The sequence below is a fragment of the Streptosporangium sp. DT93 genome (genome assembly GCF_049844535.1).
Classification (GTDB): domain Bacteria; phylum Actinomycetota; class Actinomycetes; order Streptosporangiales; family Streptosporangiaceae; genus Streptosporangium.
Map to the genome: position 1 here is coordinate 208,801 of NZ_JBNCLF010000001.1, position 22,816 is coordinate 231,616.

22 protein-coding genes are annotated in these 22,816 nt (G+C 73.3%); 4 read left to right on the top strand and 18 right to left on the bottom strand.

What is annotated here, in order from left to right; all coding sequences use genetic code 11:
• Positions 1 to 261 precede the first annotated feature (261 nt).
• Positions 262 to 810 (top strand): dTDP-4-dehydrorhamnose 3,5-epimerase family protein, encoded by a 549-nt coding sequence (locus ACLQ2R_RS00995; RefSeq protein WP_425957342.1) that lies wholly within the window; start codon positions 262 to 264, stop codon positions 808 to 810.
• Here the strand turns inward: ACLQ2R_RS00995 and ACLQ2R_RS01000 are convergent.
• From ACLQ2R_RS01000 to ACLQ2R_RS01080, 17 genes are all read right to left on the bottom strand, one after another.
• On the bottom strand, positions 749 to 2,227 hold the full coding sequence (locus ACLQ2R_RS01000) for an O-antigen ligase family protein (protein WP_425957343.1): 1,479 nt from the start codon (positions 2,225 to 2,227) through the stop codon (positions 749 to 751). The two genes, ACLQ2R_RS00995 and ACLQ2R_RS01000, sit on opposite strands and share 62 nt — an antisense overlap.
• 7 nt (positions 2,228 to 2,234) lie before the next feature.
• Positions 2,235 to 2,957, bottom strand: a complete 723-nt coding sequence (locus ACLQ2R_RS01005) for a hypothetical protein (protein ID WP_425957344.1) — start codon at positions 2,955 to 2,957, stop codon at positions 2,235 to 2,237.
• 74 nt (positions 2,958 to 3,031) lie between these two features.
• The gene (locus ACLQ2R_RS01010; protein ID WP_425957345.1) at positions 3,032 to 4,258 is read right to left on the bottom strand and encodes a hypothetical protein; all 1,227 of its coding nucleotides are present in this window, start codon (positions 4,256 to 4,258) and stop codon (positions 3,032 to 3,034) included.
• Between the two features lie 251 nt (positions 4,259 to 4,509).
• Positions 4,510 to 5,436, bottom strand: coding sequence for a hypothetical protein (locus ACLQ2R_RS01015; RefSeq protein ID WP_425957346.1), 927 nt, complete (start codon positions 5,434 to 5,436; stop codon positions 4,510 to 4,512).
• 69 nt (positions 5,437 to 5,505) lie between these two features.
• A complete protein-coding gene (locus ACLQ2R_RS01020) occupies positions 5,506 to 6,399 on the bottom strand; it encodes a glycosyltransferase family 2 protein (RefSeq protein WP_425957347.1) in 894 nt (297 codons plus the stop codon).
• Between the two features lie 95 nt (positions 6,400 to 6,494).
• Positions 6,495 to 8,156, bottom strand: a complete 1,662-nt coding sequence (locus ACLQ2R_RS01025; protein ID WP_425957348.1) for a lipopolysaccharide biosynthesis protein — start codon at positions 8,154 to 8,156, stop codon at positions 6,495 to 6,497.
• A gap of 47 nt (positions 8,157 to 8,203) precedes the next feature.
• Entirely contained in the window at positions 8,204 to 9,526 is a 1,323-nt protein-coding gene (locus ACLQ2R_RS01030) for a hypothetical protein (RefSeq protein WP_425957349.1), read from the bottom strand.
• Entirely contained in the window at positions 9,523 to 10,824 is a 1,302-nt protein-coding gene (locus ACLQ2R_RS01035; RefSeq protein WP_425957350.1) for a DUF4910 domain-containing protein, read from the bottom strand. Before ACLQ2R_RS01035 ends, ACLQ2R_RS01030 begins: the two co-directional genes overlap by 4 nt.
• On the bottom strand, positions 10,821 to 11,900 hold the full coding sequence (locus tag ACLQ2R_RS01040) for an NAD-dependent epimerase/dehydratase family protein (RefSeq protein WP_425957351.1): 1,080 nt from the start codon (positions 11,898 to 11,900) through the stop codon (positions 10,821 to 10,823). The genes ACLQ2R_RS01035 and ACLQ2R_RS01040 overlap by 4 nt, the downstream gene beginning before the upstream one ends.
• Before the next feature lie 5 nt (positions 11,901 to 11,905).
• A complete protein-coding gene (locus ACLQ2R_RS01045) occupies positions 11,906 to 12,556 on the bottom strand; it encodes a PIG-L deacetylase family protein (RefSeq protein ID WP_425957352.1) in 651 nt (216 codons plus the stop codon).
• Positions 12,553 to 13,350, bottom strand: coding sequence for a sugar phosphate nucleotidyltransferase (locus tag ACLQ2R_RS01050; RefSeq protein ID WP_425957353.1), 798 nt, complete (start codon positions 13,348 to 13,350; stop codon positions 12,553 to 12,555). The genes ACLQ2R_RS01045 and ACLQ2R_RS01050 overlap by 4 nt, the downstream gene beginning before the upstream one ends.
• Complete coding sequence (locus ACLQ2R_RS01055; protein ID WP_425957354.1) at positions 13,347 to 14,588, bottom strand: class I SAM-dependent methyltransferase; 1,242 nt, start codon at positions 14,586 to 14,588, stop codon at positions 13,347 to 13,349. Before ACLQ2R_RS01055 ends, ACLQ2R_RS01050 begins: the two co-directional genes overlap by 4 nt.
• A 70-nt stretch (positions 14,589 to 14,658) precedes the next feature.
• Positions 14,659 to 15,726, bottom strand: a complete 1,068-nt coding sequence (locus ACLQ2R_RS01060; protein ID WP_425957355.1) for a glucose-1-phosphate thymidylyltransferase — start codon at positions 15,724 to 15,726, stop codon at positions 14,659 to 14,661.
• Positions 15,726 to 17,189, bottom strand: coding sequence for a sugar transferase (locus ACLQ2R_RS01065; protein WP_425957356.1), 1,464 nt, complete (start codon positions 17,187 to 17,189; stop codon positions 15,726 to 15,728). Before ACLQ2R_RS01065 ends, ACLQ2R_RS01060 begins: the two co-directional genes overlap by 1 nt.
• A 248-nt stretch (positions 17,190 to 17,437) precedes the next feature.
• A complete protein-coding gene (locus ACLQ2R_RS01070) occupies positions 17,438 to 17,794 on the bottom strand; it encodes a hypothetical protein (RefSeq protein WP_425957357.1) in 357 nt (118 codons plus the stop codon).
• A 58-nt stretch (positions 17,795 to 17,852) separates the two neighbouring features.
• Entirely contained in the window at positions 17,853 to 18,476 is a 624-nt protein-coding gene (locus tag ACLQ2R_RS01075) for a GntR family transcriptional regulator (RefSeq protein ID WP_425957358.1), read from the bottom strand.
• A complete protein-coding gene (locus ACLQ2R_RS01080; protein ID WP_425957359.1) occupies positions 18,473 to 19,435 on the bottom strand; it encodes a DMT family transporter in 963 nt (320 codons plus the stop codon). Before ACLQ2R_RS01080 ends, ACLQ2R_RS01075 begins: the two co-directional genes overlap by 4 nt.
• A 169-nt stretch (positions 19,436 to 19,604) precedes the next feature.
• Between ACLQ2R_RS01080 and ACLQ2R_RS01085 the strand changes: the two genes are divergently transcribed.
• Positions 19,605 to 20,024, top strand: a complete 420-nt coding sequence (locus ACLQ2R_RS01085) for a barstar family protein (RefSeq protein WP_425957360.1) — start codon at positions 19,605 to 19,607, stop codon at positions 20,022 to 20,024.
• On the opposite strand, the gene ACLQ2R_RS01090 is transcribed toward ACLQ2R_RS01085, so the two are convergent.
• Positions 19,934 to 20,275: an SWIM zinc finger family protein gene (locus ACLQ2R_RS01090; RefSeq protein ID WP_425957361.1), complete on the bottom strand. Its 342-nt coding sequence runs from the start codon at positions 20,273 to 20,275 to the stop codon at positions 19,934 to 19,936. The two genes, ACLQ2R_RS01085 and ACLQ2R_RS01090, sit on opposite strands and share 91 nt — an antisense overlap.
• A 228-nt stretch (positions 20,276 to 20,503) precedes the next feature.
• Here ACLQ2R_RS01090 and ACLQ2R_RS01095 point away from each other — a divergent pair, with 228 nt between their 5' ends.
• Positions 20,504 to 22,411 (top strand): sensor histidine kinase, encoded by a 1,908-nt coding sequence (locus ACLQ2R_RS01095; protein ID WP_425957362.1) that lies wholly within the window; start codon positions 20,504 to 20,506, stop codon positions 22,409 to 22,411.
• A complete protein-coding gene (locus ACLQ2R_RS01100) occupies positions 22,408 to 22,767 on the top strand; it encodes a DUF742 domain-containing protein (protein ID WP_386239831.1) in 360 nt (119 codons plus the stop codon). Before ACLQ2R_RS01095 ends, ACLQ2R_RS01100 begins: the two co-directional genes overlap by 4 nt.
• Positions 22,768 to 22,816: the final 49 nt, after the last annotated feature.

Genomic DNA, 22,816 nt, shown 5'->3' on the forward strand with positions numbered 1-22,816 from the left:
ACCTCGTCGTGAGGGGCCTTCGTGCGAAGGACCGTGCAGGGAGGAACCGTTCTGCAGAGGGACGTGCCGCGGGGAACCGTTCTGCGGGGAACCGTGCCGTGAGGGGCCTTCGTGCGAAGGACCGTGCAGGGAGGAGCCGTTCTGCGGGGAACCGTTCTGTGGAGATTCGTGCTTGGAAGAGCCGTTCTGCCGGGTGCGGGGAACGGAGTCGCCGCCCGACAGCCGATGGCCCAGGGCGCCGGGAACGGCAAAGATGGGCCCATGAGAGTCGAACGCGCCGAGATCGACGGTGTCCTGCTGTTCGTCCCCACCCCGTACCGGGACGACCGCGGGTTCTTCACCCGCACCTTCGACGCCGAGCTCGCCGCCGCCCACGGGTTGCGGCCCGCCGCCTTCATCCAGGACAGCCAGTCGCGGTCCCGCCGGGGGACGGTCCGCGCCCTGCACGGGCGGGGAGGCCTGGGGGAGGCCAAGCTCGTCCGGTGCGCCCGTGGCGCCGTGCACGACGTGCTCGTCGACGCCCGGCCGGACTCGGCCACCTTCGGCCGCCAGATGTCGGTCGTCCTCGACGATGAGGCGTTCGTTCATCTCTACGTTCCTCCTGGCTTGTTGCACGGCTATCAGGCACTGACCGATCAGGCGGACGTCTGCTACCGGATCGACCGGGAGCACGACCCGGCCGAGGACCTCGCCGTCCGCTACGACGACCCCGACCTCGGCATCCGCTGGCCGCTGCCGGTCACCGCGATCAGTGAGCGTGATCTGTCGGCGGGTTCCTGGGCGGATCTGCGCGACCGGCTGTCCGGCTGACCTCCTCCCCGGCGCCTCCGTCGTCCGGGACCGACGGTCCGCCGTGGGTTCCGGGGGCGCGAGCGGGCACAGGCCGGGGTGCCGGTACGAGGGCGGGGACCGGGTCGGGTGAGCGTGCCCGCCCGGTGGTCCGCAGCAGCGCGCCCGTCACGCCGATGATCAGGAACGACAGCCCGGCCACGGTCGCGAACGAGCGCAGGTCGAACGTGGCCGCCCCGACGAGGGGGACGACCAGGCAGGCCGCCAGGCTCAGTCCCAGGTTCCGTACCCCGGGGTCGGAACTGAGGTGGCGGACGCGCAGCGCCGCCCGGATCCCGGCGAGGAAGATCGCCGCGAAGGCGAGCAGGCCGATCACGCCGGTCTCCACCAGCGAGAGGATGTACTGGTTGTCGAAGATCAGGTGCTTCGGCGCGTACCAGGTGCCCAGCCCGCGGCCGACCCAGAAATGGTTGCCGATCTCGGTGGCGGCCACCGCGTAGTCGTGGGTCCGGTACTGGATGCTCGAATCGCTCGACAGGCTGGTGAAGAGGCCGAGGAACACGCTGAGCAGGCCGGGCACGGCCACCTTCGTCACCGCCAGGAAGCCGGCGCCGCCGGCCAGCGCCCAGAGCCGGCGGCGCGCCGGCCACCCGGTCATCAGCACCGCGGCGACCACGGCGAGCCCCAGCACCGCCGACCTCGACACCGAGAACATCAGCCCGGCGCCGATCAGCGCGCAGCAGACCCACCACCGCAGCGAGGGGGCGCCCCGGTCGCGGGCGTCGAACGCGTAGTGCAGCGCCAGAGGGATGAGCATCGCGCAGACCACGCCGAGCTCGATGGGATGCCCGGTGGTGGCGGCGACGCGGCGCAGCGTGTTCCTCTCCAGGATCGCCGGGAGCTCGGCGGTGAACCGGAAACCGGGGAAGTCCAGGTACTTGGTGAGGTCGAACTCGAACACGAACTGCAGCGCCGCCACGACCCCGACGGCCGCTCCGGCGACCACGAGGGACCGCAGGACGAAGTCCAGCCGCTCCCGGTCGCGGACGCCGTCGCACGCGGCGAGCCCGATGCCCACCAGCGCCACGACGAGGACGATGGCGTGGTCGGCCATGTCGAGCTCGTCGGGCGGCAGGTAGGCGGCGCTGGCGTACCCGTAGGTGAGCAGCATGGCGGCGCCGTACAGGAACAGCGAGGTGCGCACGGGGTTGGAGCCCTTGGCGGCGCCGAGCGTGACGGTGAGGTGCGCGCAGAACCACCACAGCGCGGCGAACAGGCCCAGCGCGTCGGCCGGGGTGAGCGAGAACGGCAGTCCGCGGAAGACCAGCCGCGCGGGCGAGAGCATCAGGACCACCGCGAACACGGCGGCCAGGGTGGCCCCGTCGGCCGCGCGCAGGCCGGGACGGTCGAGGGACGTGGGAAGCGGCAGGGTCGTCACGGGGCCCTCACCGCCGCAGCGCCGACGGTTCGGCGGGCCGCCGGCCGGACGCGGACGGCATCGGTCCCCGGGCGTTGCGCCTGCGCGCGCGGGCGACCAGGAAACTCTCCAGGGAGAACACCGAGGCCAGGCTCGCGAGCACTCCCAGCAGCAGGGCCGCGGCCGCCCCGCGCGACTTGCCTCCGCGCTGGGGCATCGGCTCGGTCGGCGGCACCATCTCGCTCATCGCGATGTAGGTCGCCGGCGGCGCGTTCAGCTCCCTCTGCCGGGCGGCCAGCTCCGTCCTCGCCCGGTCCCTGACCCGCGTCACGATGTCCCGCGCCCCGTCCGGTGACATGCTCTTGCCCTCGATGTAGACGAACGGCCCCCCGTCCATCGCCTCGGGGTTGGTGCCGCCGTTGGTGACCGTGAAGGTGGTGTCGCCCTCCGGCTGCACGCCGAGCGCCCGCGTGGACTCGGGGGTGCCGATCACCTGGATGAGCATCGAGGCGGACATGCTCAGGCCCTGGTCGAAGTTGAGCAGCGGGTTGGTCAGCCCGTTGGGACGCTCCGGATCGCTCGGCAGGCTCCCGCCGCTGGGCGGGATGGTCAGGACGAGCACCGCGTTCGAGACGTAGGGCGTCGGGATCGTCGTGTAGACGCCGACGGCGGCACCCAGGGAGAGCAGGAACGCCGGCAGGGCGACGTACCAGCGCCGTGCCACGATGAGCACCGTTCCCCAGAAGTCCACGCGTTCTCCTTTCCGGCCCGATGGGGGCCGCCGGGCCGGGGAGCCGTGGGCTCCCCTGCCGGTGACCGGCTCGTCTACCGCCTGCGCCGTCCGTGCCTCGTACCGTCCGCCCGCCGCGCCGCCGCCCTGCGCCTGCGCCGCCGCATGGCCCTTCCGTTCTCCTGACCGTCCGTCTCCCGGCCGGCCGGGTCCGCGGGGTAGAGCACGATGGGCCGGTCCTGGTCGTCCCGGCCGTCCTGCCCGGCGTCGTCGCCGCCGTGTCCCCGGCCGTCACGGCCGTCGCCGCGTCGCGCCGCGCCGTCCTGGCGCGCCGCCCCGCCCGGGGCCGCCTCGCCGGGGACGGCCTTGGCGGGGACGGCCTTGGCGGGGACGGCCTTGGCAGATGCCACCTCGCCGGCGACGGCCTTATCGGGGACGGTCTTGCCAGGGATCGCCTTGCCGGGGACCGCCGGGTCCCTGGCCGCCGTCGTCCGGCCCGGGTCCGGCAGGCCCTCCGGGTTCTCCGGGTTCTCCGGGTTCTCCGGGTTCTCCGGGTTCTCCGGGTTCTCCGGGTTCTCGGGGGCCGCCGAGTCCTCCGGGACGGCCGGGACCGTGCCGGTGCTCGCGGATCCCGCGTCGCCGTCGGTGCCGTCGGTGCCGTCGGTGCCGTCGCGTCGCCGGAACACCCTGCGGCGCTCCACGGCGTACGCGGCCCCGAGGCCGAGGATGACGACCAGGAACGCCGCGCCGCCCGCCGCTCGCGCCGGGCCGGTCCGGTCCGCCTCCGGCGGGGCGGGCGGGACCACCTCGACGAGCCCGATGTAGGTGGAGCTGGGGGCGCCGAGCACCTGCTGCCTGCGGGTCAGCTCGGCCCGGAGACGGGCCTGGGCCCCGGTCATGACGGTCTGGACGGTGTCGGCGGAGCCGCTCTCGACCTTGACGTACACGAAGGGGCCGTTCGTCAGGATGCCCATCATGCTGGGGTCGTTGCGGCCGTCGTTGATCGTGACCTCGGTGGGACCGTCCTCGGTCACGCCGAGCTCCGCCATGACCGCCTTGGTGTTCATGGCCAGGATGAGGATGCCGGCCGTGGTCCGCAGCCCGTCGCTGAACTGCAGCAGCGGGTTGCTGCGCCCCTGCGGCTTGACCGGGTCCAGTGTCCCGCCCGCCGGGGGCGTGGTCAGCACCATGGACGTGCTCGACACGTGGCGTACGGGCACCAGCGCGAAGGTGACCGCGCCGGCGAGGAGCGCCAGGCCCAGCAGCGGGAACCCGACGCGCCTCCTCCTGGCGAGGGCGAGGAGGGTCTTCCAGAACTCCACTACGTCCCCGCTCTCCCGGGTGTCCCGGGCGCCCGGGACACGATGGGTGTTGGTCGCGGCACGCGAACTCCTTGTCACTGTGGCGTCACGGGGATCACATCGGGCCGGTGACGGCCGGGATCCGCCGCCTGCCCGGATCTGCTCGGATCTGCTCGGGCCCGGTTCGGAACGGATTCGGAACCGGCTCGTGGCCTGCTCGGAGGCCGGCCGGGACCCGCGGGGGACCGGTCGCGAGCCTGGCCCGGCCTGGTTCAGGACCTGCTCGGGACCCGCTCGGGGCCCGCCCCGGACCTGGCCAGGGCCTCCGCCTCGTACTCCAGGGCCAGCTCCTCCGGCATGGGGTCGAGGTCGGCGCAGCGGACGAAGTCGCGCAGGGTGGTGCCGGTGCAGGCCGCGTCCACGTTGCGCGCGCCGCGCCGGGCGCGCACGTCGTCGATGTGCACGGTGCGGAAGTCGATGCTGAAGCGGGTCCTGCCCGAGGTGTTGGGCACCGTGGAGTGCAGCTGGGCGCCGGAGAAGACCATCACCCCGCCGGGTTCCGGCACCACCCGGACCTGCGGGTCGAGCGTCACCTCCTCCTCGGGCCGGGGCTGCTCCCTGGTGTCGCCGCGCACGTGCCGGGCGGCGGTGGCCCTGCTGGTCCGGTTCCACTCGGCGTAGTCGTAGCGCGCGCTGCCGTTGCGCACCGGGGCGCCGAAGTACTGGGGGTGGAAGGCCATCACGTTCTCCGGGACCACCGCGTAGACCGGGATCCACCAGTTGACCTGGTTGAACGGGGCCGAGTACCAGCAGTCGCGGTGCGGGTGGAAGGCGTAGGAGATGCCCGAGGTCAGGTAGTCGTTCGAGGTGGAGGTGCGCAGCCTGGGCACGTCGAAGTAGGTCCGCTCCAGGTCGCAGCCCAGCTCCTCCAGCAGCGCGGGCAGCAGCTCCTTGCACCGGGGGTGGTGGATGAACCGGGGCTTGAGCGACGCGAGCAGCTCGGCGAACTCCTCGACCGGCATGTCGAACTGGGCGGTCTCCGGGTCCCGGCCGCCGAACGCCTCGGCGACCAGTTCCCGGGCGAAGGCGGCCAGCAGGCCGGAGGCGGGCGTCGCCGGGTAGACGAAGACCTGCCCGCCGTAGAGCAGCTCCCTGCGGGTCTCGTCGTCCACTCCGCTGTTGGAGAAAACGGTGGTCACGGTGGTTCTCCTCGCTGGGTTCGGTCGGATCGCTGGTCGGTCACGGGACACGCGGCTCGGGGAGGTCCCTCACCGCCCGGCGCCGAGGAGACCGGACGCGGCCGAGGCGAGCCTGCGCCCCCGGCGGGCCGCGGTCAGCCGGTGGCGGCGCGCGTACATGGCCAGGACGGCCGCGCGGGCGCGGCGGCGGCGCCGCGCGTCGAGGTCGCTGTCCCGCAGCCACCCGAGCAGCTCGGCGCACTGCAGGACGGTGGAGCAGCGGGCCCGCCAGGGCGGGACGTCCAGTCGGCGGGCGATCGCGGTGAGCGGGTCGTGCTTCCAGTTGCGGTGGGCCAGGACCTCCGGGACGTGCCCCCACGGCCCGGCCAGCGCCAGCTTCGCCGCGAACACCTCGTCCTCGCGGAGCATGTTCCGCCGGGGGATCCCGGCCAGCGGGTCGCGCCGCAGCAGGCCGTACAGCGGGTCGACGAGCAGGTGGCTCTCGTTGAGCAGCCCCAGCATCGCGGTGAAGCGCTCGACCGGGTCGTCCGAGCCCAGCCCGGGGCGGTCGAGGGGGGCGGTGGCGACGGTCCCGTCGGGTCCGGTGTAGGCGACCTGCGTGGTCACCAGGACGAGCCGCTCGTCCTCGGCGAACGCCCGCAGCGACCGGGAGACGCACGAGGGTTCCAGCCGGTCGTCGTCGCCGACCCAGCGGAAGAACGCCCCGTCGGTCAGCGCGACCGTGCCGACGAAGTTCTCGAACAGGCCCACGTTCTCCGGGTGCCTGCGGTAGACGATCCTGCGGTCGCCGGCGGCCAGGTCGCGGCAGATCTCCTCGGTGCCGTCCGTGGACGCGTTGTCGGAGATCACGAGCTGGACGCGCTCGTGGTCCTGGGCGAGCACCGAGCGGACCGCGCCCTCGATCCGGCCGGCCCCGTTGCGTACGGGAAGCACGATGGACACCAGCGTGTCGGAGTTCGGCATCCGGTCCTCTCCTCTCCATCCGTTCGTCCGGGGCGTCCGGGCCTTCCGGGTCTTCCGGGCCGCCAGGGTCGCTAGGTTCTCTCGAGCCGGCCGGGTCATCCGGGCCGCCCCGGCCGCCCCGGCCGGCTGAGCCGCAGGAGCGGCCCGAGCGCGCGCAGCCGTGCCGCGGGAACGACGACGAGGACGTAGGCGAGCAGCCCCCCGCCCCCGGCCAGGCAGAGCCGCAGCAGCGCGGCGCCCGCGCCCATCCCGCCCCCGGCTCCCCCGGTCGCCGCGATCCCGGCGATACCCGTGACCGCGTCGGCGAGCGTCACCGTGACCGCCGCCGCGAGCGCGGCGCCCAGCAGCGGGCGTACCAGCGTGGCCGGGACCGGCGCCAGGCGCACCCCCGCGCGGCTCAGCACCAGCGCCGCCACCGGCAGGGCCACCAGCAGCCCGGCCAGCGCGTGCCCGATCGCGGCGCCGCGCACCCCGTACCAGTGCGTCCCCGCCCACAGGGCGGGCACCAGCGCCGCGGCCCAGGCCAGGTTCATCCACACCGTGGCCCGGGTGGCGCCCGCCGAGGTGAGGACGTCGAAGGCCAGGGACGTGAGCATCCGCACGACCATCAGGACCGCCAGCAGCGCCAGCACCCCCGCGGCGGGCGCCCACGTCGGGCCGTACAGGAACGCCACGATCTCCGGCGCCAGCGTGGCCGTCACCACCGCGACCGGCAGCACGGCGGCGACCAGCAGGGGCACCGACCGCTGCACGCCCAGGGAGAGCGCCTCCGGCCGCTGCTCGGCCAGCCGGGAGAAGCTGGGCACGGTGACGTAGCGCAGCGCGGTCCCGATCACACTGGGCACCCAGCTGGAGACGTTGAACGCCAGCAGGTAGAAGCCGAGCGCGACCGGGCCGAGCACGGCGCCGACGATGACGTAGTCGGCGTTCATCAGCACCGCCTCGATGCCGAGGCCCAGGGCCAGCGGCGCGCCGAACCGCAGCAGCCTGGCCGCGACCTCCCGGTCGAAGCCGAGCCGGAACGGCAGCCCGGCCCAGGCGAACACCAGCGCGCCGGTGACCGTGTTGGCCGCGACCTGCCCGGCGGCGAAGCTGTACGCGCCCGCGCCGTTCGCGGCCAGGGTGACCGCCACCCCGGCGTTGACGAGCGAGCCCGCGATGTTGGCCTTGGTCAGCCTGTCGTGGCCGAACCCGCGCATCAGCGAGCCCGCCCGCACGGCGGTGACACCGTCGATGAGGATGATCGCGGTGAGCAGCCGCACCACGGGCGTGGCCTCCGCGCTGCCCGCCAGCTCGGCGAAGTACGGAGCCACCACCCAGAAGACGCCGTAGATCGCCGTGCTGAACGCGATGGCCATGACCGTCGCCGTCGGCGCCATGTCCTCGACCCTGCCGCGCCACTGCACGGTGGCGGCGATGATGCCGACGTCGTTGACGTGCATGACGAAGGTGGTCGCGGCGAGCGCGATGGCGTAGAGGCCGAAGTCCTCGGGTGCGAGGAGCCGGGCGAGCACCAGTCCCATGACGAACGTGGTCGCCTTGGTGCCCACGTTGCCCAGCAGGCTCCAGCGCAGCCCGCGCCCGGCCTTGGCGCCGATCGCCCCCACCTGCTCACCGGCGGAGGGGCCGTGCTCGCCGGCGGTGGACGCGCCCGCCGAGGACGCGTCGGGGGGGCCGTGCCCACCCCCGGACGCGCCTGAGGAGCCGGGCGCGCCGGTGTCGTGCGCGCCGGCGTCCTGTGTCTGCCGCTGGTCCATCCGTGCCTTCCGCCGTCCGTGGGGTGAGCGTCTCGCGGGGGGAGCGCTCAGCCGCGTCCCTCGACGCGCCGCCCGGCGCCTTCCCCGGCGCCTTCCGCGACACGTTCCTCGGCGCCTTCCGCGACGCGTTCGAGCCAGATCTCCCGCCAGAACGGCACGAACTCACGCGGGCAGCTCACGTTGTACGCGCCCGCGCAGACGACGCCCTCCAGGACGATGCAGGGGTTCTTCATCCGCAGCATCCGGCCGGTCTTCTCGTCCAGGCACCGCTCGATCCGGGCGCTGACCCGGGCCACGTGCCCGCAGTAGCGCGACATCTCCTCCTCGAACCCCATGCCGCGGTTGAGCAGGTCGTCGTTGAGCGTCTTGAGGATCTCCTCCTTGGGCCTGACCCGGACGAGCTCGCCCGGCCGCAGGTCCAGGGTCCGCGTGGGGGTCTTCGCCCCGGCCTCGCCCCTGACGAACCCCCAGCGCATCCCGCCCCTGATCCACAGCCACCTCGGCAGGAGGCGCCTGGCGGCCTGCTGGTAGCGGTTGAACAGCCCGACCAGGAGGGAGCGCAGCATCCAGGACACGCCCACGTTCCCGGTGCGCACGTCGGCGACGTACTGCCCGACGTCCTTGAGCGGCAGGCAGGCGGGCGCGGCGCGGAGCAGCTCGGTGGCCTGGCAGGAGAAGCGCTCCTCGCCGTCCGGTCCTGGCTCCTTGCGGGTGGCGGAGCTCAGGATCGGCAGCAGGGTCCGGCCCGCGGCGATGTCGCGTCCCGTGGCGGGGGTGTCCCGCGCGCCGGGCGCCACCAGGGCACCGGGAGCGACCCGGCCACCGTTGAAGACCGCACCACCGGAGACCGCACCGTTCGTGACAACGCCACCGGAGACCGCACCGTTCGTGACCGTGCCGTCGGAGACGCCGCCGTCGGAGGCTCCACCGTTGGAGGCCCCGCCGTTCGTGACCGTGCCGTTCGTGACCGTGCCGTTCGTGGCCGTGCCGCCGGAGGTGGCCCGGGAGGACGAGGCCTGCGGGGTCGCCCGCCTGAGCCAGGCCTCCTTCCAGTAGAACTGGCAGGCCGTCTGGCAGCCGCCGTGCGCCGCGCCGTCGCAGCGGGCCCCGGTGAGGTGGACGGCCCGCTCCATCCGGCGCATGCCGCTGCCACTGATCGTGTCGCAGAGCTTGTGCGCCACCTTGTGCACGGTGAGCCGCCGCCCGCACCAGGCCAGCATCTCCGGCATGAAGGGAAGCCCGTCCAGCTCCCCCCGCTCGTCCAGGGTGGCCAGGATCTCGGCCTCGCCGAGCACCTCCACCGTCTCGCCGACCCGGAGACCGAGCGTCCCGGTCGACGGTACGTCCGCCACGACCCGCAACCCCGTCATGCTGAACACTCCTTGAGAAGTCCCGACTCGTACAGGGCGCGGGCCGCCTCGGCCACCGCGCCGAAGGGAAGGCCCGCGCGTTCGGCGATGTCCAGCAGGCCGTGCTCCCCGTCGGAGAGGTTCAGCACCCACAGCATCGCCATCTGCGCCGCCTGGGCGTCGCTGCGCCCGCCCAGCGATCCGTACAGGCCGCGCCTGCCGAGCTGCGGCTCGCCGTACGGGCTGAGGTTGAGGTAGCGGCGGTCGCCCTCCAGCACCCGGGTGACCTCCCAGCAGGTCTCCAGGGTGTCCGCCATCGCCTCGGGCGACACGAAGCCCGGATTGTCCCCCGAGGTGTGATATTCCGGGTATCCGGCATACGGGGTCCGGGTGAGCGAGCCGACCGGCAGGTCGAAGCCGGGCGAGCAGAACTGCCGCTCGTCGTAGCCGTACGGGGAGAAGTCCACGACCCGGTGCTCGCGCCCCGAGGTGCGCAGGACGTGCCGCACGGCCCGGTCGATCACGGCCTCACCCCGCCTGCTGCGCTTGTACGTCAGCGGGCCGCGGTCCCCGGCGCAGGCCAGCACGAGGCCGTGCCGGACGCGCGGGAGGCGCTCGCGGTTGCGCGCCAGCCAGGTGATCGCGCCGATGGTGCCCGGCGCGAACAGGAAGCGGTAGGTGTACCACGGGTCGGTCCCGGCGAGCCGTCGCGCGAGCCCGGCGGCCACGGCGATCCCCGCCAGGTTGTCGTTGGCCAGCGAGGGGTGGCACACGTGGCAGGAGACGAGCACCTCGTCGGCGACCCGGCCGGGCACCACGTGCTCGCCGTAGGTCAGGTGGCCGTCGGCGAGCGTGGAGTCGACCATGACCTCGTACGGTCCGTCGGGCAGGCCCTCCAGCGTGTCGTGGGTCAGGCAGAAGCCCCACGTCTCCGCGTAGTAGCTCGTCCGGTACGGGACCAGGCCGGGCTGCCCGGGCAGCGTGTGCAGGTGCCCGCGCAGCTCGTCCAGGGTCATGGTCGCCGACACCGGGACGCTGTAGCCGACCAGGTGCAGGTTCGACGCGGCGAAGTCGACGACCCGGGTGCCGGAGGCGTCCTTGACGTAGGCGTCGCGGACGTTCCACTCCCTGGGCACGGTCCAGTCGAGGACCTGGGTGCCCGTGGGCACCTCGCGGACCCGCAGCGGCAGGGACTCGGAGACGATCTCCAGGGTGCGGCGCACGCCGTCGCCGGTGATGCTGCGGCAGATCGGGTAGAGCCGCTCCACCAGGGCGTGCATCTCACGCCCCTCGTCCGCACCGTCCGCGCCCGCCGTCACCGGCTACCACCCCGGGAGATCGCGTCGCCGTCGCGGGAGGCCGCGTCGCCGTTCACCCGGCGCGGGCGCAGCGCGTCGTCGACGGTCCCGGCCTCGCGCCGGGCCGCCAGATGCGCCAGCCGGGTGAAGCGCTCCCGGAAGTCCTCCCCGGTCAGGCCGCACCTCCGGTAGGCCTCCGCCAGCTCGACCGCGCCCGCCTTGACCGTCCACCGGGTCCGGTAGTCCGGCATCGCGGCCCGCAGCCGCGAGAAGTCGACCCGGTAGGAGCGTGGGTCGGCCCCGGTCTCACCGGTGATCACGACCTCCGCGCCGGGCACGGCTTCGGCGACCTCGGCGGCGATCTGGGCGACGGTCAGGTTGTTCTCCTCGTCGCCGACGTTGAACGCCCTGGCGTGCACGGTCTCGCGCGGCGCGGTCAGCGCCAGGGCGAAGGCGTCGGCGATGTCGGCGGCGTGCACCAGGGGACGCCACGGGGTGCCGTCGGAGAGCACCTTGACCTGCCCGGACAGCAGCGCGTGCCCGACGAGGTTGTTCAGCACGATGTCCGCGCGCAGCCGGGGCGAGAACCCGAAGGCGGTGGCGTTGCGCAGGAACACCGGGCTGAAGTCGTCGTCGGCCAGCTCCAGCAGGTCGTCCTCGACCCGCACCTTGGAGTCCGCGTACGGGGTGACCGGCCGCAGCGGCGCGTCCTCGTCGACCAGGTCCTCGCCGGAGGCGCCGTAGACCGAGCAGGTGGAGGCGTACAGGAACCGGCGCACGCCCGCGTCGCGGGCCAGCCGGGCCAGGCGCACCGCGGCGCGGTGGTTGATGTCGTACGTCAGCTCGGGCGCCAGCGCGCCCAGCGGGTCGTTGGACAGCGCGGCCAGGTGCACCACCGCGTCCATCCCCTCCAGCATGTCCGGGGTGACGTCCCGCAGGTCGGCGGCGTGCCCGGGCGGGTCGCCGGGCGCGGGGCCCAGCACGCACCCGGCGAAGAGCCCCGAGTCCAGCCCGGTCACCTCGTGGCCACCGGCGGCGAGCACCGGGGCCATCACGCTCCCCAGATACCCCTGGTGCCCGGTCAGCAGCACGCGCATGGGATTCACCCTCCAGCCAGGTCGAAGGTCAGTTTGCCGATGTGGAACGCCTCGGCGTGGCGTGCGCGGCACTCGACGCCGCGCACGCGGGCCAGCCCCAGGAACGCCTCGCGGTCGTACCAGGGCCGGCCGTGCTGGGAGGGGTAGTGCCGCTCCAGCAGCTCCGCCTTGGCCTCGGCGACCTCGGGCGTGAGCGGCTGGTAGGCGCCGGGCCTGCCGAGATCGCCGTCCCACTTGACGATCTCGTAGCCGAGCACCTGGTGGTCGCGGAAGGCGGTGGGCACCAGCTCCGCCAGGCCGCGGTGGTCCTGGTGGGCGTCGCCGCGGTGCGGCGCGAACACCAGGTCGGGGTCGGTGCGGGCACGCAGCTCCTCCACCGCCGTCTTGGCCTCCTCCCAGTACGCGGGCAGCCGCCCGTCGGGAAGCTTGAGCACGGTCAGCCGCAGGTCGGCGCCGGGGCAGAAGTCGGCCAGCGCCGCGCGTTCCTCGTCCTCGCGCCCGGTCCCGCCGCCGGACAGCACCAGGGCGTCCACCCGCGTGCCGGGGCGTGCCGAGCACAGGGTGAGCAGGGTGCCGCCCGCCCCGATCGCCAGGTCGTCGCAGTGCGCGGCCAGCAGCGCGATCCGGCCCGTACGGGCCGGCCGGAAACCGATCACGAGGTCGTCACCGCCGCGGGCCCGCGTTCCCACAGCGCCCAGGGGCGCTCGCCGCGCGAGTACGCCTCGTCCAGGGCGACCCGCTCCCTGGCCGTGTCGGTCGGCCGCCAGTAGCCGCGGTGCGGGTAGGCCAGCAGCCTGCCGCGCTTGGCCAGCTCGGCGCAGCCGTCGCCGACCAGGTCGCCGCCGGGCGGGATGTGGTCGAAGATCTCCTGCCGGAGCACGAAGTAGCCGCCGTTGACCCACAGCGGCATCTCGCTGACCGGGGTGATGCCGCCGACCGCGCCGCGTTCCCCCAGCTCGATGCAGTGGAAGGTGTCCGCGGGCGGCACCACCATCATCGACGCGGCGGCGCCGGACGCGGCGAACCGGTCGACGATCTCCGGCAGCGGCGCGTCGGTGAGCACGTCGGCGTAGTTGGCCAGGAACATCTCCTCGCCGTCCAGGTGGTCGCGGACCCGGCGCAGCCGCTCGCCGATCGGCGAGGTGATCCCGGTCTGCACGAACGAGATCGACCACTCGGAGATGTCGGTGGACAGCAGCTCGACCCTGCCGCCGCGGAGCACGAAGTCGTTGGACGTCGTCTCCCGGTAGTTCAGGAAGAACTCCTTGATGTGGTCGGCGCCGTAGCCCAGGCAGAGGACGAACTCGGTGTGCCCGAAGTGCGCGTAGTAGCGCATCACATGCCAGATGAGCGGCCTGGGCCCGACGAGCTGCATGGGCTTGGGGACGTCGCCGGCGGTGCCGGTGCGCATCCTGCTGCCGTATCCGCCGCAGAAGAGGACGACCTTCACGGGTTCACCTCGACGATCTCCAGTTCGGGAATGGGGAAGACCAGCCGGCCACCCCAGGCGTGCACGTAGGAAAGCTGGTCGACGAGCTCCTCGCGCAGGTTCCACGGCAGGACCAGCACGTAGTCGGGCCGCTCCTCGGCCAGGCGCTCGGGTGGCAGGATCGGGACGCGCGTCCCGGGCGTGAACCTGCCGTGCTTGTACGGGTTGCGGTCCACGGTGAAGGGCAGCAGGTCGGGCCGGATCCCGCAGTGGTTGAGCAGGGTGTTGCCCTTGCCGGGCGCGCCGTAGCCGGCGACCGTCTTCCCCTGCCGGGCCGCGTCGAGGAGGAAGCCCAGCAGGTCGCGCCGCACCCGGGCGACCCGCTCGCCGAACTCGGCGTACCCGGACAGCTCGTGCAGGCCCGCGGCCTTCTCCTCGGCGAGCAGCGCCGCGACCCGCTCCCCGGGCTCCCCGGCCGTCTCCTCGGGCCTGGCCCACAGCCGGATCGACCCGCCGTGGGTGGGCAGCCGCTCGACGTCCACCAGGCGGAGCCCGCCGGAGGCCAGGGCGGCGCGCGCCGAGTCGACGGTGTAGTACTGGAAGTGCTCGTGGTAGATCGTGTCGTACTGGTTGCCCTCCATCAGCGTCGGCAGGTACTGCACCTCGATCGAGACCCAGCCGTCGTCGGCGACGAGCGCGCGCAGCCCCCGGGTGAAGCCGATCACGTCCGGCACGTGGGCGTAGACGTTGTTGGCCACCACCAGGTCGGCCGGGCCGTGCTCGGCGCGCACCGAGGCGCCGGTCCCGGGGTCGAGGAACGCCGTCCACGTGGGCACCCCCGCCTCCCGCGCCGCCCGGCCGACGTTCTCCGACGGCTCGACGCCCAGGCAGCGGATGCCCTGGTCCGCGACGTGCCGCAGCAGGTAGCCGTCGTTGCTGGCCACCTCCACCACGAACGAGCCGGACCCCAGCCCGAGCCGTTCCACCGCCCCGAGCACGAAGGTCCGCGCGTGCTCCACCCACGAGGTCGAGTACGAGGAGAAGTAGGCGTACTCGGTGAAGGTCTCCTCGGGGGTGATCAGCGGCGGGATCTGCGCGAGCCGGCAGCCGGTGCAGACCCGCAGGTGCAGCGGGTAGGTGACCTCGGGCTCCTCCAGCTGCGCCCGGGTGAGGAAGCGCTCGCACGGCGGCGTGGCGCCGAGGTCGACGACGCTGGCCAGGCTCGTCGAGCCGCACAGCCTGCAGGTGGTCATGAACATGCCCTCTCGTCCCGGGGCGCGGCCCCGCGTGTTCTCGGGCGGGTCGCCCCGCGTGTCCCGCCGGATGTCGTCACGAGCTGATCTGGACCTTGCTGTGGTCGCCCAGCACCAGGCGGTGGGCCCGGGGCGTGGCGGGGGCGGGGGTGACCTCGACGTCGTGGCCGATGAGGGAGGCCTCGATCCGCGAGACGCCCGCGATCGACGCCCTGGGCAGGACGATGGAGTACTCGATCTCGCTGCCGCTGACCGCGCAGTCCGCCCCGATCGAGGTGAAGGGGCCGACGTAGCTGTCCAGGACGCTCGCGCCGGAGCCGATGACCGCGGGCCCGACGATGCGGGACCGCTCCACTCTCGCGCCCGCCTCGACGACCACCCGGCCGATCAGCTCGCTGGCGCCGTCCACCAGGCCGTCCACCCTCGGCTCCAGGGACTCCAGGACCAGCCGGTTGACCTCCAGCATGTCGGTGACGTTCCCGGTGTCCTTCCAGTAGCCGGAGATGACGGTGGAGTCGACCCTGCGGCCGGCGGCGATCAGCCACTGGACGGCGTCGGTGATCTCCAGTTCCCCCCGCCAGGAGGGCTTGAGCTCGGCCACCGCCTCGTGGATCGCGGCGGTGAACAGGTAGACGCCGACCAGTGCGAGGTCGCTCTTGGGGAACTCGGGCTTCTCCTCCAGGCCGACCACCCGGCCGGCCGCGTCCAGCTCGGCGATCCCGAACTGCCGGGGGTCGCCGACGCGGGTGAGCATGATGTGGGCGGCGGGCCGCTCGCGGGCGAACCGCCCGACCAGGTCGCTGACGCCGCCGACGATGAAGTTGTCCCCCAGGTACATGACGAAGTCGTCGTCGCCGAGGTAGTCGCGGGCGACGAGCACCGCGTGGGCCAGGCCCAGCGGCGCGGCCTGGCGGATGTAGGTCACCTCCAGCCCGAACGCGCTGCCGTCGCCGACGGCCGCCTCGATCTCGGCGTAGGTGTCGCCCACCACGACCCCGGCCTCGCGGACGCCCGCGGCGGCGATGGCCTCAAGGCCGTAGAACAGCACCGGCTTGTTGGCCACGGGCACGAGCTGCTTGGCCGAGGTGTGGGTGATCGGCCGCAGCCGGGTGCCCGATCCCCCGGCGAGCACGAGCGCCTTCACTAGTACGCCCCTTCCCCGCCGGTCACGGCGCTCCAGGTCTTCCAGAGGATCTGCAGGTCCAGGAAGAGCGACCAGTTCTCCACGTAGCGCAGGTCCAGCCGGACCGACTCCTCCCAGGTCAGGTCCGAGCGGCCGCTCACCTGCCACAGGCCGGTCATGCCGGGCTTGACGACCAGGCGGCGGCGCACGTCCGCGCCGTACTGCCTGACCTCGTCGGGCAGCGGCGGGCGGGGGCCGACGAGCGACATCTCGCCGCGCAGCACGTTGAGCAGTTGCGGCAGCTCATCGAGGGAGTAGCGGCGCAGGAAGGCGCCCACGCGGGTGATTCTTGGATCGTTCCTTATCTTGAACAGGACGGCGTCGACCTCGTTGTCACGCTCCAGATCGGTCTTGAGCCGCTCGGCGTCGACGACCATCGTGCGGAACTTCACCACCTGGAACTCCGTCCCGCCCTTGCCCACCCTGACCTGCCGGAACAGGGCGGGTCCCGGGCTGGTCGCGCGGATCAGCGCGGCGATGACCAGCATGGGCACGCCCAGGAGCAGCAGGGCCAGCAGCGCCGCGAACCGGTCGAAGAGGCTCTTGGTCAGGCGCCTGGCCCCCCGGAAGTCGGGGTGCTCGACGTGCAGCAGCGGCATGCCCGCCACCGGGCTGATGCTGATGCGCGGGCCCGCCACGTCCATGAGCGCCGGCGCCACGAACAGGTCGGTGCGGGCGTCCTCCAGCCCCCAGGCCAGCCTGCGCAGCGCCGCGCCGTCCAGCTCGGGGCAGGCCAGCACGGCGACGGCGTCGGCGTCGGCGCGGGCCACCACGCCGGCGACGTCGGAGAAGCCGCCGAGGACGGGGATGCCGTCGATCTCCGTCAGTCCGGACGCGGCCGGGCCGGCGGGCAGGCAGGCGGCGACGACCGTCATGCCGTGGTGCGGCTGCCTGCGCAGCTGGATGACCAGGTCGAGCACGGACTCCCGGTGCCCGACCGCGACCACCTGGCGCATGTAGTCGCCGCGCGCGCGCCTGTGGTGCAGCCGCTTGCGCATCCGGTAGCGGAAGGCGACGGTCAGGACGCAGGCCAGCGGGAACATCGCCATGACGAAGCTGCGGGCGATCGGCGTCTGGGTGACGTAGGCGCCGATCGCGACGGCGGCCGTCAGGCTCGCCGCACCGTTGAAGACCGCGCGGAACTCGTCGCTGCCCTCGCCGTGCGTGCGCTTTCGGTACGCGCCGCCCGCCGCCAGGGCCAGCGGCCAGACCAGGGCGAGCCCCAGCCCGAGCAGCGCCTCCGCCTCGGGGATGTACGCCCCGAGCCAGAGCCGGACCCCCAGCACGGCCTCGCAGGCGATCACCGCGCACGTGACGTCCCCGGCGAGCAGGATACGAACGTAGGAGCGCGTCCAGATGCTGGAGGAGGTCCGCGCCGGACCCTTGAGAAGCCCGAGGGCGAGCTCCTCGGTTTCCACTCTCATGCCACCTCGCCCACGATGCCCCGACGCGACCACGCGACCATGCGAATCGCCGCGCATCACAATTTCAGTGGTCAACCGCATCTCTAATGCGCCAGAAGCTCAGATACCAGGGAAATCCTAGTGATCACTAATGGGCAGGGGAATAGCGGCACCTGTCCACTATCGGCCTAAGAGCAGCGAAGAGAGCATCTTGACGGAACGATCCAAACGTGTACGTTTGACAGGCACTTAATGCAGCTAATTCTAGATTAGTCGTATTCAAAATCCGGCAGGGCCGACGGCGGCTCGGGGCTGCGCCAGACCACGACGTGGTCCTCGCGCACGGACTCCACCGCCGCGCCGAGCCGGTCGAGGTCGAAGTCCGGAAGGTAGCGAAGGCGGGCGAGGAAGGTCGCGTCGATCGCCGAGCCGGGGACCACGCACCCCTGGCCCTGGCGGTCGAGGAGGATGTAGAGGATATCCGCGTCCGAGCCCGGCTCCCCCGTCACGCGCACCTCGACGACGTCCTCCCACGCGAGGGCGTCGACGCTGCCGTCCTCGTGGTGGCGGGTCACGCCTTCTTCGGTGACGTACACGTAGGAGTCCGGCACTGAGTTGCCGTGCATGGGCGCGATTGTGACGACTCCCGGGCGCCGCGTGCAATAGAGCCATGCACATCGATGGCTATCCATCACCCCAGTGATGGTCGAGATGCGCGGCGACCGCCCTTCTCGCGGCCTCCCGGGGGCCCCGGCCGATCGCGTCGAGCAGGCTCCGGTGCTCGGCGACCAGCACGTGCCGGTCGGTGTAGACCTCGCGCAGCCGCACCAGGCCGAGCCTGGTCTCGGCGGCGAGCACGCCGTAGAGCCGCTCCAGCCGCGGGCTGCCCACCGCGACCACCAGCGCCTGGTGCAGGGCCATGTGCTCGGCCACCGCCTCCGACCAGGGGGCGTCGGCGGGCAGGGCCGCCATGCGGGCCAGTGCCGCGTCCGCCTCGGCCACCCGCCGCCCGGCCAGCGTGACGGCCACCAGGTCCTCCAGGGGGCGCCGGACGAACATCAGGTCGTCCAGGTCGGTCACGCTCACCTCGGCCACCTGGGCGCTGCGGTGCCGCTCGCGCCGCAGCAGCCCCTCGTGCACGAGCACGGCGAGCGCCTCCCTGACGGTCGGGCGGGCCACCCCGTACAGGGCCGAGAGCTCCTGCTCGGGCAGGGGGGTGCCGGGGGCGATCTCGCCGGAAAGCACCCGCCGGCGCAGGGCGTCGGCGAGCGCGCCGACGGCGGAGACGGGACGCAGCGGCAGGGTCACGCCGACGACCCTATTGCCCCGCGCCCGCCGCCCCCGGCCGTCTCCCTCTCCGGCGGGGCGACCGCGGCGAGGCTGATCCCGAGCAGCAGCAGCCCGGCGACCGACGCGGGCGTGAGCCGCTCGCCGAGCACCAGCACGCCGAGCAGGGCCGCCACCGCCGGTTCGGCCAGCGCGAGGGTGGCCGCGGTGGCGACCGGGGTGGTGCGCAGGCCCCTGCCGTAGAGGAGATAGGCCAGGGCGGTGGTGGCGCAGCCCAGGTAGAGGGCGACGAGCAGGCCGCGCGGCTCGGCGAGCCAGCCGGTGCCGGTCCACAGCAGGACCGGGAGCATGACGAGCCCGGCGCCGCCGAACATCAGCCCCATCACCGCGTCCGAGGGCGCCCCGGCGCCGATCGCCCGCGCCGCGCCGACCGCGTAGAAGGCGTACAGCAGGCCGCCGAGCAGGGCGAGCAGGACGCCGTCGGCGCGCACCTGCCCGCCGCCCCCGCCGGTGAGCACGGCGCAGCCGGTGATCGCCACCGCGGTCGCCCCGGCCCAGCGGCGGCCGGGCCGCACCCCGTCGAGGAGCCAGGACAGCAGGCCGGTGAAGACCGGGCCGCTGCCGATGGCGACCACCGTGCCGACCGCCACCCCGGTCCTGCCGACCGCGGCGAAGAAGCAGAGCTGGTACGCGGCCACGGCCACCGCCGCCGCCACGAGGGGGCCCGGACGGGCCGGGAACCGGAAGAACCGCAGGGGGGCCGCGTCCGGGACGGGGCCGGCACGGAGAGGGGGGACGCGGAGGGGGCTGCCGGGGGCGAGGACCGATCGCAGGGCCGGGGCGGTGACGGCCGCCAGCACCAGGCCGCCGATCACCAGGCGGGCGGCGGCCAGGGAGACGGGGTCGACCCCGGCGACGAGGGCGCCCGCGGTCCCCGCGGTCCCCCAGAGCACGGCGGCTGCGATCACGGCGGTTCTCATGGGCCGATTGTAGGCATATTGTCTGACAACCAGACAACCTCATCGCGCCCGTGACCCCCGGATGGGCCGTCCACGGTTTTTCGAGCGGCGGGGACGGGTAGTTCGGCCAGGTGAGATATCCCAGGAACAGGACGAGCCCGCGGCCCGGCGACGGGCTCGGGTGACGCGGATGGCCAGGGGAACGTTCCGCCACGGCCCGGCGAGCGAGGCGGAGGCCGTGTCCGGCGCCACGCCGGAGACCGGGACCGGTGCCGCCCAGGGCACGGCGACCGACACCATGACGGACACCGTCACGGTGCACCGTCTCGACGGCCTGAAGATCACCACCTCCGCCGAGGCGATGAACGCGATCGCCGAGGTCCTCGACCTCCCCGACCATTTCGGGCACAACCTCGACGCGCTCTACGACGTGCTGACCGACCTGTCGTGGCTGCCGCCGGGCGAGCACCTGCTGGTCTGGACGGAGCCGTCGGCGCTCAGGGCGGCGGACCGGCCCGCCTACGAGGCCGTCCGGACCGTGCTCTCCGACGCGGTGGCCGACGACGCGCCCGGGGAGTCCTTCCTGTCCGTCCTCATCCTGACCGACTGAGCCGTCGCCACGCAGTGCGCGCAGAAGACGCCGTCCCGCCCCTCGGGGCAGCTGCAGTACCGCCGCAGGGTCTCGTCGACGATGCGGAACTCCACGCACGCGGCGTCGTCGTCGACCTCGGCGGTCACCAGGGTCGGGTTGAAGCGGACCAGCTGGACCGCACCCGCCCCCGCCAGCTCGCCACCGCGCGCCAGCGCCGCCCGTCCCGCCCGCTCGGCCTCGGCTCCGATCAGATCCGCGATCCTTTGCATCGGTGCCTCCCTCCTCAAGAAGAGACGTACCCGAAGGAGCGATGGTTCCGCACCGACAAGGCGCGATAAATCCTGTCAAAGGGAATCATGTGCATGGCTGTTGGTAAGTGATCCATGTTGCTAGGGTTTCGCCACCGTTAACCGCGCAGCACAATAGTGCGAGGGATTATGGCTGGCCGAAAGTACACGATCGGGGTAAAAATCTTTGCCCTGCTTCTTGTGCCGATCGTGTCCCTTGTGGCGGTATGGGCGTTCGCAGCGACCCTGACCGTTCAGGGAGGCCGGGAGCTGTTCGCGATCCGTGACGGTTACCGGTACGTCGTCCTGCCCATCAGGGCGGTGACCACCGCGCTCCAGCACGAGCGCCTGCTCTCGCTCTCCGTGCTGGGAGACCTCGGCGTCGCGCGTACCGGACTGGAGGCCCAGCGGGTACGGACCGACCGTGCCAGGTCCGAGCTGGAGCGGCTGGTCGCCAGGACCGGGCCGGACCTGACCCCCGGCACCCGGGAGCGCCTGAACAGGTTCGTCACCGCGCTGGACCGGATCGCCAGGATCCGCGGCGGGGTCGACGCCCGCACCGAGACGCGGCTGCGGGTCCTGGACTCCTACGGCGAGATCGTCATGGTCGCGTTCGACGCCTACGAGAAGGTCCGGATACCCGGCGACACCGAGCTGACCGACCAGGCGCGGGCCCTCGTCATGGTCGGGCGGAGCCGCGAGATGCTCAGCCGGCAGGCCGCGCTGCTGGCCGGGGCGGCACCCGAGGGGGCCCTGACCCCGGCCGAGCACGCCAGGTTCGGCGAGCTGGTCACCGGCCGGAGGCTGCTCTACTCGCTGGGGTCCGAGCGGTTCGACGCCGAGTTCCGCCCCGTGTACGCCTCCCTGCGCGACTCGCCCGCCTACGTCTCGTTCGAGCGGATCGAGAACGCCGTGGTCGCCTCCGGCACGCCGGCCCCCTCCTGGGTCGCGGTCGCCACCGGGCTCTCCGACGACTTCGACCGGCGCGCCGGGCAGGTCGGCGCCCGCATCGGCGAGCGGGCCGTGCCGCTCGCCCGGCAGGCCCTGATCCGGATCGGCGTGGCCGGCGGGCTCGGCCTGCTGGCCGTCGCCCTCTCCGTCTTCGTCTCGATCCGGTTCGGCCGGCGGCTGAGCCGCGAGCTCGCCGGTCTCCAGAGGGCCGCCCTCGACCTGGCCGACGAGCGGCTGCCGGACGTGGTCCGCAGGCTCCGCCGCGGCGAGGACGTCTGCTCCGAGGTGCCCGCGCTCGACGTCGGCAGCACCGTCGAGGTCGCCGGGGTGGCCGACGCGTTCTCCTCGGTCCAGCGGACCGCCGTCGAGGCCGCCGCCGACCAGGCCCGGCTGCGCAAGGGCGTCAACGCGGTGTTCGTGAACCTCGCCCGGCGCAGCCAGTCCCTGCTCTACCGGCAGCTCGCCATGCTGGAGACGATGCAGCGGCGGGCCGGCGACCCCGAGACCCTGGAGGACCTGTTCGGCCTCGACCACCTGACCACCCGGATGCGCCGCCACTCCGAAGGGCTGATCATCCTGTCCGGTGCCGCTCCCGGCCGCGGGTGGCACGCGCCGGTCACGGTCCACGACGTGGTCCGCGCGGCGACCGAGGAGATCGAGGACTACCCGCGCGTGACGATCGAGGTCCCCTACGGGCCCTCGGTGACCGGCGCGGTGGTCACCGACGTGATCCACCTGCTCGCCGAGCTGGTGGAGAACGCCGCCCTGTTCTCTCCCCCGCACACCCGCGTGCGCGTGCACGGCGAGGTGGTCGCCAAGGGGTACGCGATCGAGGTGGAGGACCGGGGGCTGGGCCTCTCCCCCGAGCGGAGGTCCCACCTCAACGCGCTGCTGGCCGACGCCCCCGAGTTCGACCTGGCCGACAGCGAGCGGCTCGGCCTGTTCGTCGTGGCCCGGCTCGCCTCCCGGCACGGCATCCGCGTCTTCCTGCGCCCCTCCCCCTTCGGAGGCACCACGGCGATCGTGCTGCTCCCGAAGGACCTGGTGGCGACCCCTGCCCCCTCCACCGAGCCGGGCGCCGTCGCCGGAGGCACCCGCGCCGAGCGGGGCGCCGTGGGAGCCGGCGCCTCCCGGGGCGGGCGGCACAGCGCGCCGGGGAACCCGTGACGGGCGGGCGGCGGTTCGACGGGGAGGCGGGCCCGGTCGTGCGCCCCTACACGATGACCCGGGGCCGCACCAGGTCCTCGGGGACCCCCTTCGGCCTGCTGACCCCGGTGATGGCGACCGGCGTCCCGCGCCGGAACCTGCCCTCCGAGTACGTGTCGATCCTGGACGCCTGCCCCGCGCCGCTCCCGGTCGTGGAACTGGCCGGGCGGACCGGCCTGGCCGTCGGGGTGCTCAAGGTGCTCCTCGGCGACCTGCGCGAGAGCGGCCTGATCACCGTGCCGTCGTCGGCGGCCTCGTCCGAGATCTCCCGCGAGTACCTGCTCCGCGACCTCCTCGACGGTCTCAGAGCCCTCTGACTCCTCTGAGCCCTGAGTGCCCTGAGCCGGCCCGACCGGCCATCGGTTC

Bases quoted from the DNA above. Each gene is read 5' to 3' on its own strand.
- ACLQ2R_RS01070 (WP_425957357.1), bottom strand. From the start codon at position 17,794: ATGCACGGCAACTCAGTGCCGGACTCCTACGTGTACGTCACCGAAGAA.
- ACLQ2R_RS01065 (WP_425957356.1), bottom strand. From the start codon at position 17,189: ATGAGAGTGGAAACCGAGGAGCTCGCCCTCGGGCTTCTCAAGGGTCCG.
- ACLQ2R_RS01025 (WP_425957348.1), bottom strand. From the start codon at position 8,156: ATGGACCAGCGGCAGACACAGGACGCCGGCGCGCACGACACCGGCGCG.
- ACLQ2R_RS00995 (WP_425957342.1), top strand. From the start codon at position 262: ATGAGAGTCGAACGCGCCGAGATCGACGGTGTCCTGCTGTTCGTCCCC.
- ACLQ2R_RS01080 (WP_425957359.1), bottom strand. From the start codon at position 19,435: ATGAGAACCGCCGTGATCGCAGCCGCCGTGCTCTGGGGGACCGCGGGG.
- ACLQ2R_RS01040 (WP_425957351.1), bottom strand. From the start codon at position 11,900: ATGCGCGTGCTGCTGACCGGGCACCAGGGGTATCTGGGGAGCGTGATG.
- ACLQ2R_RS01090 (WP_425957361.1), bottom strand. From the start codon at position 20,275: ATGCAAAGGATCGCGGATCTGATCGGAGCCGAGGCCGAGCGGGCGGGA.
- ACLQ2R_RS01030 (WP_425957349.1), bottom strand. From the start codon at position 9,526: ATGACGGGGTTGCGGGTCGTGGCGGACGTACCGTCGACCGGGACGCTC.
- ACLQ2R_RS01085 (WP_425957360.1), top strand. From the start codon at position 19,605: ATGGCCAGGGGAACGTTCCGCCACGGCCCGGCGAGCGAGGCGGAGGCC.
- ACLQ2R_RS01020 (WP_425957347.1), bottom strand. From the start codon at position 6,399: ATGCCGAACTCCGACACGCTGGTGTCCATCGTGCTTCCCGTACGCAAC.
- ACLQ2R_RS01055 (WP_425957354.1), bottom strand. From the start codon at position 14,588: ATGTTCATGACCACCTGCAGGCTGTGCGGCTCGACGAGCCTGGCCAGC.